The sequence below is a fragment of the Pseudoalteromonas sp. BSi20429 genome, from assembly GCF_000238895.1.
GTDB lineage: Bacteria > Pseudomonadota > Gammaproteobacteria > Enterobacterales > Alteromonadaceae > Pseudoalteromonas > Pseudoalteromonas arctica.
Genome location: NZ_BADV01000056.1, coordinates 16,946 through 31,586, shown reverse-complemented (window position 1 = coordinate 31,586; position 14,641 = coordinate 16,946). Strand labels below are relative to the sequence as shown.

The 14,641-nt window shown below is 38.0% G+C and carries 11 protein-coding genes; 3 read left to right on the top strand and 8 right to left on the bottom strand.

The window, feature by feature from the left end; translation table 11 throughout:
- Window positions 1-7 precede the first annotated feature (7 nt).
- Together P20429_RS08220 and P20429_RS19605 are read left to right on the top strand one after the other, a co-directional pair.
- A complete protein-coding gene (locus P20429_RS08220; protein ID WP_007583998.1) occupies window positions 8-1,030 on the top strand; it encodes a M48 family metallopeptidase in 1,023 nt (340 codons plus the stop codon).
- Window positions 1,031-1,210: 180 nt separating this feature from the next.
- Complete coding sequence (locus tag P20429_RS19605; protein ID WP_033026870.1) at window positions 1,211-1,576, top strand: DoxX-like family protein; 366 nt, start codon at window positions 1,211-1,213, stop codon at window positions 1,574-1,576.
- A gap of 55 nt (window positions 1,577-1,631) precedes the next feature.
- On the opposite strand, the gene speB is transcribed toward P20429_RS19605, so the two are convergent.
- The 6 genes from speB to P20429_RS08250 form a co-directional block, all read right to left on the bottom strand.
- On the bottom strand, window positions 1,632-2,555 hold the full coding sequence (gene speB / locus P20429_RS08225) for an agmatinase (protein ID WP_007583987.1): 924 nt from the start codon (window positions 2,553-2,555) through the stop codon (window positions 1,632-1,634).
- A 3-nt stretch (window positions 2,556-2,558) separates the two neighbouring features.
- A complete protein-coding gene (gene speA / locus P20429_RS08230) occupies window positions 2,559-4,472 on the bottom strand; it encodes a biosynthetic arginine decarboxylase (protein ID WP_007583985.1) in 1,914 nt (637 codons plus the stop codon).
- Between the two features lie 669 nt (window positions 4,473-5,141).
- A complete protein-coding gene (locus P20429_RS08235; protein ID WP_007378102.1) occupies window positions 5,142-5,474 on the bottom strand; it encodes a YnfA family protein in 333 nt (110 codons plus the stop codon).
- A gap of 62 nt (window positions 5,475-5,536) precedes the next feature.
- Window positions 5,537-6,406, bottom strand: a complete 870-nt coding sequence (locus tag P20429_RS08240; protein WP_007583983.1) for an MYG1 family protein — start codon at window positions 6,404-6,406, stop codon at window positions 5,537-5,539.
- A gap of 233 nt (window positions 6,407-6,639) precedes the next feature.
- Window positions 6,640-7,101: a GNAT family N-acetyltransferase gene (locus tag P20429_RS08245; RefSeq protein ID WP_007583982.1), complete on the bottom strand. Its 462-nt coding sequence runs from the start codon at window positions 7,099-7,101 to the stop codon at window positions 6,640-6,642.
- Between the two features lie 343 nt (window positions 7,102-7,444).
- A complete protein-coding gene (locus tag P20429_RS08250) occupies window positions 7,445-9,697 on the bottom strand; it encodes an EAL domain-containing protein (protein ID WP_007583981.1) in 2,253 nt (750 codons plus the stop codon).
- Window positions 9,698-10,009: 312 nt separating this feature from the next.
- Between P20429_RS08250 and cysZ the strand changes: the two genes are divergently transcribed.
- A complete protein-coding gene (cysZ, locus tag P20429_RS08255) occupies window positions 10,010-10,720 on the top strand; it encodes a sulfate transporter CysZ (RefSeq protein WP_007583980.1) in 711 nt (236 codons plus the stop codon).
- Window positions 10,721-10,792: 72 nt separating this feature from the next.
- Here the strand turns inward: cysZ and P20429_RS08260 are convergent, their stop codons facing one another.
- The gene (locus P20429_RS08260) at window positions 10,793-11,287 is read right to left on the bottom strand and encodes a hypothetical protein (protein ID WP_007583979.1); all 495 of its coding nucleotides are present in this window, start codon (window positions 11,285-11,287) and stop codon (window positions 10,793-10,795) included.
- A 29-nt stretch (window positions 11,288-11,316) separates the two neighbouring features.
- Window positions 11,317-14,625, bottom strand: a complete 3,309-nt coding sequence (locus P20429_RS08265; RefSeq protein WP_007583976.1) for a hypothetical protein — start codon at window positions 14,623-14,625, stop codon at window positions 11,317-11,319.
- Window positions 14,626-14,641 lie beyond the last annotated feature (16 nt).

Below are 14,641 nucleotides of genomic sequence, written 5' to 3'. Positions count from 1 at the left end.
GCTCACTATGCATGTAAAGGGACATTTTTTCCCCATCGCATCGAGTAACTATCAAGTGTGTGTTGCAACTATTAGCGACACACACATTGAAGTTATTAACGATGAACACGTTATAGCTCGCCACGCAATCTCAAGTCTAAAATTAAGTTCGGGGATGGCAGGACTTGCCGACGAACTAAACTTTGAAGATGGCAGTCGTTTTATTCCTCAAGATGTAAGTTACAGATGGCCATTTAAAGAAAATAACCATCACATAATGGAGCGCCTTGAAAAAAGTAAATGGGCAATTTTAGCCGCAGTCATATTTACACCTCTTTTTATGTGGTTAGTACTTTATAAAGCGGTACCGGCTATTGCTGTTTACAGTGTTGATACCCTGCCACGTAATGTTGTGGAACAAATGGGGGAGCAAAGCTTTACACTTATTAAAAAGATTGCGCTTGACCCAAGTGAGCTGCCCGCAGAGCAGCAAACTAAAGTACAAACACATTTTACAAATATGCTTAATGCGTTATCGCTTGATCAATCGGTTTATAGATTATCGTTTTATAAATCAGACAGCTTTGGTGCTAACGCGTTTGCACTACCCCATGGCCGTATCGTGGTCACAGATGATTTAGCAAATTTACTTGCCGATAAACCCAATGCACTAAAAGCGGTATTGCTACACGAAATGGGCCATGTAGTCCACCAGCATAGCGTACGTATTACAGCACAATCTGCCGCAAGTACGATTGTGCTAGCGGTTGTATTTGGTGATTTAGAAGGGGTTGCAGAGGTTGCATTAGGTACAGGTGCATCGTTTGCTCAGCAAGGGTTTTCACGAGATATGGAACGCGAGGCAGATGCCTTTGCACTCATTCAATTAGAGTCGCTCGGGTATTCGAGTAATGACTTTGCTGATGCAATAGAAGCCCTACAAGAAAGCCATACCAGCGAAAACGAGCACCTCGAAAAAGTAAATGACTTTTTAGAGTACTTATCTAGCCACCCAAGTGCACAAGAGCGTATTGACAATGCTAGGAAATAATCGCGGTTATATTCAACTTGCTCGCTACATAGTGAGTTTAAGTTGGATATACTAATTCAATTAACTATGGGAGCTATTTTAACGTTAAATAAATCATTTAGTAACTAGGCAAAAAACTTTGTGTTTAGTGGTTCTAAATAAAAGTTTTTAACGACGTTAGTAATTGATTTAGGCCGTTAAATTGTTCAAATAGTTATTTGGGTTAGTATCATTCACGACTTTTTTCCAAAGCTTTATCATATTGCACCACTTGAAAAATTAATGACTGGCAGTGCTGATTTTTCAGCAGAAGTGTCTGACTTAATTACACGTTCGGCGGGTTTTGGCGAAATTATATTTGGATTGTGTTTATTTGTGTTTTATAAAAATAAACACTTAGTAATTTTAAATATTTTAGCGTTAATTGGCCTTCTACCCGCTGTAGTTGTAATGCAGCCACAATTGCTTATTGAAGCATTTAACCCTGTAACTACTAACCTGCCTCTTATTGGGCTAAGCGTTATTTGGTTAAAGGAAATTAAGCTGCTGAATAATCGATACCTCTAAGTAAAAAAAGGGTATGCAAGCGCATACCCTTTTTTGTAGTATTTAATTTGTAAAATTAGTACTTATTTTTATGCGTCCACAAATGCAGTAATTCGCTCGCAATGGTTGCTGCGGCAATTGCGGTAAGCTCACTTTGGTCGTACGAAGGTGATACTTCTACCACATCCATACCTACCATGTTTATGCCTTTTAGCGCACGCAGTACTTTAAGTACTTTATCTGACGTTAAACCACCGCACACAGGAGTGCCTGTACCAGGCGCAAACGCAGGGTCTAAACAATCAATATCAAACGTTAAGTAAACAGGTAGGTCACCTACTCGTTCAAGTATTTGCGCTGCAATATCATTTGCATGTAAATCGTTGGCTTGCATTGCATCAATCACAGCAAACTCATGTTTACTTTGATCAAAGTCGGTACGAATACCTATTTGTATACTGTGCTCAACATCAATTAGCCCTTCCATTGGTGCATGATAAAACATAGTGCCGTGATCAAAACGCGAGCCATTGCTATAGGTATCGGTGTGCGCATCAAAGTGCACTAACGCCATTTTGCCATGTATTTTTGCATGAGCGCGTAATAGCGGAAGCGTCACAAAGTGATCGCCCCCTAAACCTAATAGCGTTTTACCTTGGCGAAGTATTTGCTCAGCAGCCATTTCTAGTTGCGCAGTAAAATATTCAGGATCGCCAACGGGGTAAGTAAAGTCCCCTGCGTCTGCCACCTTTAAGCGCTCAAACAACGGGAACGTCCACGGGTACTTAGTGTCTTCCCATGCTAAATGAACCGACGCACGACGAATCGCATCAGGACCTAAACGTGCACCAGGGCGACCCGATGTCGCTAAATCAAACGGTAAGCCTAAAACGACTACGTCTGCATCAATTGCATTAATATTTTGCACCATAGGACGACGTAAAAACGTCATCCCATTTGAGTACAATGAGTGATCTGCGTGACCAAACAAAGTCGACATTGCTTATAACTCTTCTAAATAAGTGTAGCCATCAAGGCCGCTTTGCAACTCGTCTAAAACGCTTTGCTGTTCGTGTTTTTCAATTTTAGTGCTTACTAACTGCTCGTATGATTGCTGAAAACTTTCAACATCTAAATGTACATAGCGCATCATATCGGCAACAGTGTCACCTTGGTTTATCTCGGTAATACTTGCAACGCCTTGCTCATCCATATTAACAATTGCGCTGTGCGTATCGCCAAACAAATTATGCATGTCACCTAAAATTTCTTGATAAGCACCCACCAAGAAAAAGCCCATTAAATAAGGTTTATCGGCACTAAATTCTGGTACAGGTAATGTGCTTTCAATACCTTGTCCATCTACGTAATGCTCAAGTGCGCCATCTGAATCACAGGTTATATCAAGTAATACAGCACGTTTTTTTGGTGCTTCAGTTAAGCCACTTAATGGCAATACCGGAAACACTTGATCAATGCCCCATGCATCTGGAAGCGATTGAAATAACGAAAAGTTTACAAAAAACTTATCGGCTAAACGTACGTTTAACTCGTCAATAATAGGACGATGAAAACGGTTTTTGTTATCCATGTGCTTGTTAAGTTCATAACAAATACGAATATTAATTTGTTCAGCCCACGCACGCTGCGCTAAGTCTAATAAACCGAGTGCAAATTGGTTATGCGCTTCAGCTAAATCACCTTGGCTGTCGTGATAAATTTCAATTAATGCACGGTCATCCGTTAAATCAGTTAACTGTACAAACGATGCCCACATGTTTTTTAATAACAGGGGTGCATCTGCCGCTGGCGCTACTAACTCTTCTGGCGTGTAACTTTCAGTACCAATAACATTAGAAATAAGCACAGCATGATGCGCCGTAAGCGCACGACCCGACTCAGAAATAATAGTCGGCATTGGTTGCTCATATTGCTTACATGTATCACCAATGGTGTACACAATGTTATTTGCATATTCAGCTAAGCTGTAATTCATAGAGTTATGCGATTGGCTACGTGTGCCGTCGTAATCAACAGCTAAGCCACCACCTACATCAAGGCAATCAATTTCTGCGCCTAACTTACGTAGCTCACAGTAAAAACGCGCCGCTTCGCTTACACCTAAACGTACGTCACGAATGTTCGCCATTTGTGACCCTAAGTGAAAATGTACTAGCTGAAGTAAATCAAGCTGGTTTGCGTCTTTTAAACGATTAACTACATGCAAAACTTGCGATGCAGATAAACCAAATTTTGATTTTTCGCCGCCACTCGCTTGCCATTTACCTTTACCTTGCGACGCTAAACGTACACGAATACCAATGCGTGGTTTTACGTTAAGCTCTTTTGCTTGGCTAAGTACCATGTCTAGCTCAGAAAGCTTTTCAAGTACGATATACACTTTATGACCTAGCTTTTCGCCAATAAGTGCTAAACGTACGTATTCTTTATCTTTGTAGCCGTTACATACAATAACCGCGCTGGTTTTTTCAGCCAGTGCTAATACCGTAAGTAGTTCAGGCTTGCTGCCTGCTTCTAAACCAAGTTGCTTTTTTTCTACTTGTGCTTGGCTTGCTACTATTTCTTCAACCACTTCACGTTGTTGGTTTACTTTTATTGGGTAAACTAATAGGTAGTCTTTAGGGTAACCATAGTTTTCAATCGCAGTATTAAATGCGCCGCATAAGCTGTGTACACGATGGTGTAAAATTTGCGGAAAACGAACTAAAGCAGGTAAGCTTAAACCTTTATCTTGTAGTTGCTTTGCGATATCTGTTAATGCAATGGTTTGCTCTGGTGAATGAGCCTTGGGTGCAACATACACATCACCTTGATCATTAATACCAAAAAAACCTTGGCTCCAATGACGAACATTGTAGCTCGTACGAGCTTGTTCTAGTGATGTTGTTTCTTTCATTTATCTTTCTCTTTTATTTAATTAATGCCGACTCGGCTAGTGCCGCGCATTAAAAGAAAAATAGACATTCAAGTCCAACAAGTATTTTTACTCGTAACGAGTGATTTTTAATGTTGATAAAACGACCAATCACGTATTGCTCTCTAGCGTATATAAAATAGGACTTTGATGATTGTTAAAGATAAGAAAAGTTGTAAAAAATGGCTGTTTTTAAATGACTCATTATAAATTTTATTAGCAAAAATGAGTTAGCTCATTCACTAAAATTAATCTTGAGTTACTTTTTTATAGAATTTACTTTTGATGGATTAGAGCAAGGCATCCTCAACACCTCAATTACTTACAGTTTAGCCAACGTGTTGTGACCAAGTAATACCCATGTATTTTTAAATTGAATATAATTTGCACTTCTAAAACGCTCAGCATAACATCCACCAGCTTCAATAGTTGCTTGGCGCATATTTAGCGTTAGGTACTACCTGTCGTAGTGAAGTTGTTATATTTTATTAGCAGTTTGAAAATAATCGAGGTAGGACTTTAAATAGCACTAGGGCGTGTTTATCTTTGGAGGTAGAAATTGCAGCTGTGCATTTGGTTTTTAGCCAAGGCAGAGCCTATATGTGGTTCCCCCTATAAATAGGCGCTTTTTATTTATTGAGTATGAGCCAGCTATGCACTTTTTGGTGCGAACATAATTATAGCCATACCTAGCAGTGCAACTAAACCACCAATAATATCCCACATAGTAAGCTTTACGCCATCAACAACCCATAACCATAATAGCGCAACACAAATATATACGCCGCCATAAGCTGCATACACGCGCCCTGCTGCAGTAGGATGTAAAGATAGCAACCATGCAAATAGTGCCAAACTTAACGCTGCAGGAATTAAAAGTAAAATGCTCTTATCTTGCTTAAGCCAAAGGTAAGGCAAATAACAACCCACTATTTCAGCTAAGGCTGTAATAGTAAAAAGTGCGATTGTTTTTAGTTCAAACATAATGCTCCACGCTAAGATAACAAGCATAACAATCTATATAAATTGTTATGCTTAGTGCGTTGTTATTCGCTAAGCGCCATGGTGGCAAGTTTCATTGTGCTTTCAAACGACTTAGTGCCCGCTATAAATAAGCCATTGTGACAGAACACAGCGTCATCAATACCGGTTTCATCTACAAACGCTTGATCAGATAAACCTGACCATGCTTTAGGAAGCGGTTTTCTATCTTCAAACGAGCCAGGCTCAACGGGTACTGTTTGTAATATCCATTGCCCAGAATGCGATGGGTAAACCATGTATAGCGCATCGCTTGATAAGATATGCACTGTTTTTTTCCACGGTGTGTATTTTTCAAGCACTATAACTCTGGCATCTTCTGCATTTTCAATTGCTTTGGCGACAATCGCCTTTGCATTTACACTACCGTGAGCTGAGGCGATAAAACGAATGAGCATGCGAGCTGCAAATTCAACAGCTTCATCAAAACAGGTATCAAAGTTACTCTCTTCTTCCCACGTAGGGTTAAACATTGAGATTGTTTGGCTCAAGCTTATTCCCTTTGATACACCTTCAACATGACCACAATCAATGGCATCAATGGTTGAAACTAAGCCTGAATCCACTCTATCAGCCACGGCTTGGTTATCATCACACAACGCTAAGCCGTATTTTTTCCACACTAAACCAAATGATGAAAAAGGAATGCCATTTTCTCGCTCGCCTGCACCACCGCGTTGATGATGATCAAAGCGATTAGTTTCAGGATCGTATTCGCCACCTACATCAATTACAAAGTCGGCACTCTCTATAAGCGCTTTATCGCGAGTACGAACCAGTTTAAACGTTGGCAAAACATGTTTAAGTACCGCAATACTAAAAACGTCATCTGCATGGAAATTACCATTGTGGGTTACTACTGTTATTTCGCTCATTTGTTTATTGCTACTTTTAGAAAAGATAAAAATTCTCGCTTTGTAAGTTAGTCACTAATTATCGAGGCAGATTTTATACGAAGACAGGTGTTAAAAACAGTGAAGTATTTTTTGCATCACTATAAAAGCTGCTTTTATAGTTAATAGTTTGAGTATGACTTTTATTACAAGGTAATAATGAGGCCAGATATTTACGACACATTAAGCTTTAACATGTCGTAGCGTTAATAAGCTTATTGGCTAAGCCCTAACTCCATAAATACACTTTGTGGATTATCTACATATGAGCCAAAACTGCTACAGCGTTTAAAGCCTAAATTTTCATATAAATTGATTGATTTTATTTGTTTTGGACCTGTTTCTAAACGTATTAACGGGATCTGCTTTTCGCCAGCTTGATGTAATAAAATCTGCATAATACGTCTTGATAGCCCTTTACCACGATGACTTGGTTTTACATATAAACGTCTTATTTCGCCATAAGGCTGAGTATCAAATTTCTCTACAATCGCACCACAGGCAATAATACCTTCATCAGTTTTTAAACCAATAGCATACACATTAGGTAAGGTTAATTCGTTTAACTCCAGAGACTGCGCTGTAGCAACAGGGTATAAAGAATTTATAAGTCGGTCTATATCGTCAAATACATTTACTACATCGGGATCATTAGGGTTCAAATCGACTAACTGCATAAAGCTTCCATTCATTGTTATAAGTTTATTAAGCTTTAAATAATATATTCAAGCGGGCATAGCTTAGCATTGTTTAACCAAAAAATCTTTAGTCCTTATTTAGCATATAGTTTGGGGAATTTTAGCAGCTAGAAAAAGTAAAATGACTTTGCATATGGGGAGTTTTTGTTAGGTTATTACCAATTAGTAAATATTGGCCTTTAGGTAATTAAGCTCTAAGAGCATTTCGTACCAATTTGCTCAATTAAATGATCTATTTTGAGATAAGAAAATCGTGTCGATAACAAGGCAGAATTTTTTAACACAGTTACCGCCAGATTTAATCCCTCTAATTGATTAAGTATTATTGCGGATTGCTATTAGCACTATGCCATTTTAAATAACGTTCTTTATCCATCGGCTTTGCAACTAAGTAGCCTTGCATAGTGTCAATATTCATTTTTTTAAGTAAGTCATACTGCTCTGTTGTTTCTACGCCTTCTGCAACGACCACTAAGTTTAAGCTTTTTCCTAAACTGATAATTGTTTGCGCGATATTAAAGCCAATCTCATTATCTAAAATTTTATCAATAAAGCTTTTATCTATTTTTAATTCTTTAACAGGAAACGCACTTAAGTAAGCTAAGCAAGAGTATCCAGTTCCAAAATCGTCAATCGAAAATAAAAAGCCAGCCGCAATGAGCTCTTTCATTTGCCTAATTGTATAATCTATATCACTAGAGAGCATTGACTCGGTTATTTCTAACTTAATTTGTGATGCTCGAATATCAAATTCATTGATAGTGTTGAACAGCTCACCTTTTAAATTTGATGAATTGAACTGACTTTGACTAATATTAATTGAAACACTAAACGAGTCGTCAATGATAGCGCTTGCTTTAAGCTCGTTAATTAAAATACATATATCATGCAAAACAATATTTTGTAGTTTTTGAATAAGTCCGTATTGCTCTGCAATAGGTATAAATTCGTTTGCTGTTATCAGCCCTCTTTGAGGATGGTTCCACCTAATAAGTGCTTCAGCACCAACAACATCACCCTGCGTATTAACTTGTGGCTGAAAGTAAGCACAAAACTCATTAGACGCAATTGCTCTCACTATGTCGGTTTCTAGCTCTGTTTGCTTTTCAAGTAGTGTTTGCAAGGCTGGGTCGTAAAAGCTGCTGCTATTACCCCCTTTATTTTTAGAACAATACATAGCAGTATCTGCAAATTTTAATATATTGTCAGCCTGTGCGTTTACACTATCAATTAGGCAAATGCCGATGCTACAGCTTACTTGAAATGCAAGGTTGCCCACTTCAAACTTATCATGAAAAGCTCTTTGAATTTCTTTAGCAACGGCTTTACATTCTAGAATTGCCTGCTTTGTATTTTGCCCTATGTGTTTAAGCAAAATAATAAATTCATCACCACCCGCTCTGGCCAGTGTATCTGAGCCTTTTATTATTGCACTTAACCTTTTTGATAATTCCACAAGTACTTCATCACCCGCACTGTGCCCAAGTGAATCATTAATACGCTTAAAGTTATCTAGGTCTAAAAATAATAATGCCCCTATATTTTTGTTACGCTTAACACTCTCTACACATCGGCTTAATTTGTCGCTAAGCATCCTTCTATTTGGAAGATTAGTTAATGGATCGTAAAAGGCGAGCTTATGAACTTCTTGCTCAGCCTTTTTCTTTATTGAAATATCTCTGGCCATCCACACTACATGTCTTTTTGTAGGACTACTGGGATTGTAATGATCTAGAGCGGCAGCTCGTCCCTCAAAAACTATGCCCCCTTTGGGAACATTTAATTCATATTCAAATATTTGCATCTCGTTAGTCGAGAGTGTTGTTTCGATGACATCCATTATCATCTTCGCATCTTTTTGAGGAAGTAGGTCTTTAACATTTTCGCCAATAAGATCCGTGGTCGAATCAAGCAGTAACTCATTAGAGGTACCATACACATCGGTATATGTGCCATCCTCACTTAAAATGAGGATGAGGTCGGGCATTACTTTGGTGAAGGCTTTAAATTTTTCATTACTGTGCTGTAAATTAAAGACAAGCTGTTTTGCCTTCTCAAATTCGTTACTTTTCTCAAGAGCAATACTTGAAAAGTGTACAAAAAAATCTATTAATTCTAAATCTTGCTCTGATGGGGCTTTAGGGGTGCTGTGATAAATAGCAAAGGTGCCTAACAAATCAGCTTGAGTTGAAAAAATAGGTGTTGACCAACATGACTTAAGATCAAACTTTAGCGCTAAATCTTTAAAGTCCTCCCAAAGCGGTGAGGTTTCAATATTTTCTACAATTGTGCGCGATCTCGAAAATGCTGCAGTACCACATGAACCTACTTTTGGTCCTATGTGAACTCCATTAAGCAAACTACAGTACTCTGGGTGAATATTAGGGGCTGCGCAATGAAAAAGCTGATCGCCTTTAACTGATAAAATAGAACACCTAGCAGATTCATCATTAATAATCTGCTCTATTGATAAACAAATTTCAGTAAGCACCTCATTTAAAGGTACCCCTAATGCAATTTTAGATAAAATGCCTTGCTGGTGAGATAATAACTTTTTTAACCTATCCGTACCCATTTTCACTTGCTCGCATTATTTATACATATTGATACAACAAAAAGCCTCTGGTAGATGCTTTTTTTCTACGTAGTAAAGTTCAGTATAGTCATGATTAGTAAGTTCATTCTTTTATTAATAAAAAACTAACCGGGTCTACATTGATTAATCATAATTGCATATTACTAAACACCTGTAATTACTATATAACCAAAACCGCAACATTAAAGCTAACACTTTGTTACTTAAAATTACTGTTCAAAATTATTAAGCTATTTATACTATAACTAATGGTAAATATTTTTTGAGGTTACAGTGCAGATCACACAAGGTATGGAATATTTTTTTTCGGGATTTAAATTAATTAGCCAAAAAGGGTTAAAGCGCTTTGTACTTATACCGCTTTTAATTAATGTTCTGCTATTTGGTAGTTCGTTGTTTTTCTTATTTGGATGGCTAAGTGATAGCTTTAGCTACATCAGTAACATGCTACCAGAATGGTTAAGCTGGCTTGAATGGCTAATGTGGCCAATTGCTGTATTAGTCGTATTATTTAGCTACAGTATGCTATTTACTATAATCACTAATTTTATTGCAGCCCCATTCAATGCTTTATTAAGCGAAAAAGTTGAGCTTTATTTAACGGGTAAAAAAATTAACGATGATGGTTTTTCCGAATTAGTTAAAGATGTACCTAGAATGCTTGCCCGTGAGTGGACGAAGTTGTGCTATTACCTTCCTCGCGCTATTGGTTTTTTCATACTACTTTGGGTTTTACCTGTCATTGGCCAAATACTATGGGTTTTGTTTACTTGTTGGATGTACGCGGTGCAGTATGAAGACTATGCGTTTGATAACCATAAAATTGGCTTTAAGCAGATGAAAGACGATTTAAAATCTAAGCAAGGTTTATCATACGGGTTTGGTTTTGCTGTTATGTTATTAACGGCTATACCCTTTGTAAACTTAATAGTTATGCCTGTAGCTGTGTGTGGTGCAACACGTTTGTGGGTCGATAATTATCGACCAAAATACCGTAGTTAATTAAGAGGTTGCTGATTTTTCAATATTCAAAGGTCACGGCACCCGAGATAAAAAAGCACCAAAGGTGCTTTTTTAATCTATTTTTAAAGCAATAAACTCAAGCGATGCACGCCTTGGTAATGCGACACTTTGTTTATCTACTTCTTCAAATTTTTTAATCAAAATACTAAAGCGCTGATTGTTAAAATTAACGGCTGTAACTTCACCAATTTTTATACTGTAGTTTTGCTGCTGATCAAACAGCTTTAGTGTTCGCCCTTTTATACGCTCTACGAATAAGTAAGGTGTTTGGTCTGGCATCTTTAAACGGATAACATTGATTTTACTTAACTCATGTACCGCCACCCAATTTTGACTCTGCATTAACGTATTATAACTACTAATGCCTTCAGGTTGATAAACAACATCTTGGCTTATAACGCATTTCTTACAGCCCTTTACTGATTCAACTCGCCAGTCAATAGCTGTATTTTTGTAATATAAATTGTCATTTTTTAGTAACCATTCACGTGCATTGTTAGTATCGCTACACGCTATTAGTAAGCTTAAAAAAACTACTACAAACAATAAACTTAATACGTAACCCTAGTTTCATATTAATGCTCTTTAATTGCTTTTAACTCAGCAATAATTGCACTACTTGGCTGCGCTTCTTTTATATAACTGGGCAGCGTTTCAATATTAGTAGGTGAGCTTTGTAAATTATACACCTTACTATTATTAGTATTTGGCACGCCAAATCGATTACCTGCACTTTGCATATAAAACTGCAAATTAAGCATGCTCCACTCATCTACATCACTAAGTATTGATATTGTATTATCTTGGTTAGTATCAAAGCTGGTTAGGCTTTCGGTGTTAATTGCATTACAGTTAAAATCAACAGGTAGTGAGCTATTTCTATTTAGCCCCTGTGCTTCAAGTATTGTGCTCTCATTTAAATCTGCTGAACTACCACTTGAATAATCAATAATAAAATCATCTGTAGAGCCTAAATGACTATTAGTATTTGGTGTAATATCGCAGCTAGCATTGCCGGGATAAAAACGCTCATAATAACGATCGCCTTCGTTATTACCTATTGTTGATAAACCCGCTAATTGATATAAATAATTCATAGAGCTTAAATGATTAGGCTTAAAGTTAACCTCTTCATCGCCACCATGGTATAAGCCTAAGTTATGGCCTAGCTCATGAAAGATAGTTGATGCTTGATAATTATAAGTTACATTGGTTGCTATTTGCGTATCGAGCGTTAAGCCCCAGCCGCCCATAGTTACCATTAAATCATTACCGCTGATCTCAGCAATACCCGACCCACTAATACTGCCATCTTCATTTCCACTACTTGCCATTAATAAGTAATGAAAGATGGGTCTGCGGGTTATATCGGTATATTCCATTTTATAAGCAAACAAATTAGGGCTACTTAAATCGTACTCAAACGGAGTATAACTATTAAAAGGGACAACATTTCCGCCACCTAAATCAAAGTTTTGCGGCGCAATATCGCTATTTTGATCAAATAAGTCACCTACATCAAAATGAACGGTATAGCCTTTACTTGCAAATACACTAACAATTTTTTCTAGTGCTGTTCGATGAGGCGTTATTCCAACATCACTACTATCCATATAATCTATTTCAATAAATATATCTTTTTGTGAAGTACGCGCTCCCCATTCATATAAAGGCAGCCCACCAAATGTTGCCCCCTCTACCTCTGCGCAATCTGGAATACCGTCTTCATCATCATCTATTGAGCAAGTTATATCGTTAGGCCCTGCCGGAGTATTGAATACTGAGTAGTTCCAGTCTGTATTTTGGTTAGTATCGGTTGCGCCGAGCGTACGCTTTAAGCTGGCGCCCTGCTCTGGCGGTATTTGTGCAGCATTTTCTCCTTGCCACTGCGAGGCTGTTACAGGCTCTTGGGTTGAATTTCCAAACTTAACAAAGTCGATAGTTTGTGTACCCGCACTATTAAGTAATTCTGCAAAACCATTTATGTACCAATAAGGCCTAATTTGATCATTTGCGCTACCAACAAGCACAAGCTTAGTGTTATTTAATGACGCACTTGCTAAAAAGTCATCGCCAAAGCGGCTTTGTAAAATAATATAGGCGCCATTTAAAAGCTCTTTATTAGGCAGCGTAAATATTTGCTCATCACTCAACGTACTATCAGACATATTAATACTGCGAGCTTTAAGAGAGTAGTCTTGTAAATTTACTGTCGCACCGGTGCCGTTATAAAGTTCAATCCAAGGTAAGTCATTACTAAATTGCACAGATGAAAGCTCTGTTATTTTTATATCTTGGCTAGAAGTTGTAAACGAGGTGGCAGTTTGCGCCAAAATAGTTGTGCTATCAAAATTAGCTAAATCAGCTGTAACACGAACAATATATTGAGTGTCTTCATCAAAGCTTGCGCTTAAATTTACAGTATGAAAATAAGTACTTGTGTCGCTGGTAGTACCCGACAAACTTTCAATAGTTAAGGCCAAGCAAGTAGTAAAATTATCTGCTGACACTTGTACGCTTCCAGTACAAGTACCACTGCTAGAGTTAACGGCTAAAGTACTCACGAGCATAATATCTGAAAATGTAATGCTAACAGGGCTATCTACAAATACTGGTTCATTACTATTTTGGGGCGTTACATTACTAATTGTAGCGGGCGTTGAATCAACAACGGTAACACTCAGTACAAATTCAGTTGTGTCTTTTGTATCAGTCGCCGTTAACGTATAGCTTTGTGGAGTGATACTGTTTGCAGGAGGTGTGTAACTAAAACGTAAGGCTTGGGCATCAATAACACTGATTTGCGCTCCATTTAAATCATCACCAAAGTCAATCTGTACGCTATCGTTATCCGCGTCGCTAACCACTAAGCTAAATTCTGTGGCTTGGTTATATTGCACATTTATATTTACATCATCGGCAGTCGGTGGGTTATTTGGGGCTAATATTACAACTATTTTCTGGGCGTTATTTGTAGCGTTATCGTCATCGGTAACAGTTACTACAAACGTTACATTGGTATTTTGCGCAACAGTGGGCGCATTAAAGCTAATACTTGTTTCTGTTTGGGTAAGTTCAACTACAGGGCCACTTGTTTGCTGCCAGGTTATGCTATTAATACTACCATCGCTGTCTTGTGCATCTGCAACTAGGGTTACACTGTCATCTTTTTCAGCTTCATCTGGGCCTGTAACAATGACTGTTGGCGCGCTATTTACTTGATTAATTAAAACCGTTTTACTCGCTTGAGCGCTTTTACCGGCATTATCTGTTACGGTTACGCTAAAGCCTAGCGTTGTATTTTCAGATACATTGGGGGCAGTAAAACTAAGTACACCATCTGATTGGCTAAAATCAACATTATCTCCCGCTGACTGAATCCAACTAATAGTGCTTATGGTTCCATCTGTATCTTGAGCGTTAGCAACTAAGCTTACTTGTGTGTTAGCAAGTGCACTACTTGGGCCTGTAATATTAACTGTAGGTGCATTATTTTGAGAAGTGATAGTGCCTGAAAATACTTGTTGTGCAGTAGCACCTGAATTATCAGTAACAGTAACTGAAAAACTAAAGGTCGTGTCAGTGGTTACACTCGGTGCAGTGGCTGTAAGCGTATTGCCATTAACAATAAATGTAAATTCAGGACCACTAAGTTGTTGCCATTGATAATTGGCTATTTGCCCGTCACTATCACTTGCAAGCGCAGTAATAGTAAACGATTGGTTAGAGACAATAACGTTACTACTAACAGAGAGCGTAACACTGGGCGCAGCGTTACCAGAGGGCGTAGTTGAATCACTACCATCTCCGCCGCCGCCACAACCTGTGATTAAAAGTGATAAAAAAAGTAAACTTAGCCATTTATTAATATTGTTTTTTACCACTTTTAGCCTCTACATA

What these genes read in the sequence shown, in the direction of transcription:
- speA (WP_007583985.1), bottom strand. Translation starts at nt 4,472, where the DNA reads ATGAAAGAAACAACATCACTAGAACAAGCTCGTACGAGCTACAATGTT.
- P20429_RS08235 (WP_007378102.1), bottom strand. Translation starts at nt 5,474, where the DNA reads ATGTTTGAACTAAAAACAATCGCACTTTTTACTATTACAGCCTTAGCT.
- speB (WP_007583987.1), bottom strand. Translation starts at nt 2,555, where the DNA reads ATGTCGACTTTGTTTGGTCACGCAGATCACTCATTGTACTCAAATGGG.
- P20429_RS08245 (WP_007583982.1), bottom strand. Translation starts at nt 7,101, where the DNA reads ATGCAGTTAGTCGATTTGAACCCTAATGATCCCGATGTAGTAAATGTA.
- cysZ (WP_007583980.1), top strand. Translation starts at nt 10,010, where the DNA reads ATGGAATATTTTTTTTCGGGATTTAAATTAATTAGCCAAAAAGGGTTA.
- P20429_RS08250 (WP_007583981.1), bottom strand. Translation starts at nt 9,697, where the DNA reads ATGGGTACGGATAGGTTAAAAAAGTTATTATCTCACCAGCAAGGCATT.
- P20429_RS08240 (WP_007583983.1), bottom strand. Translation starts at nt 6,406, where the DNA reads ATGAGCGAAATAACAGTAGTAACCCACAATGGTAATTTCCATGCAGAT.
- P20429_RS08220 (WP_007583998.1), top strand. Translation starts at nt 8, where the DNA reads ATGCATGTAAAGGGACATTTTTTCCCCATCGCATCGAGTAACTATCAA.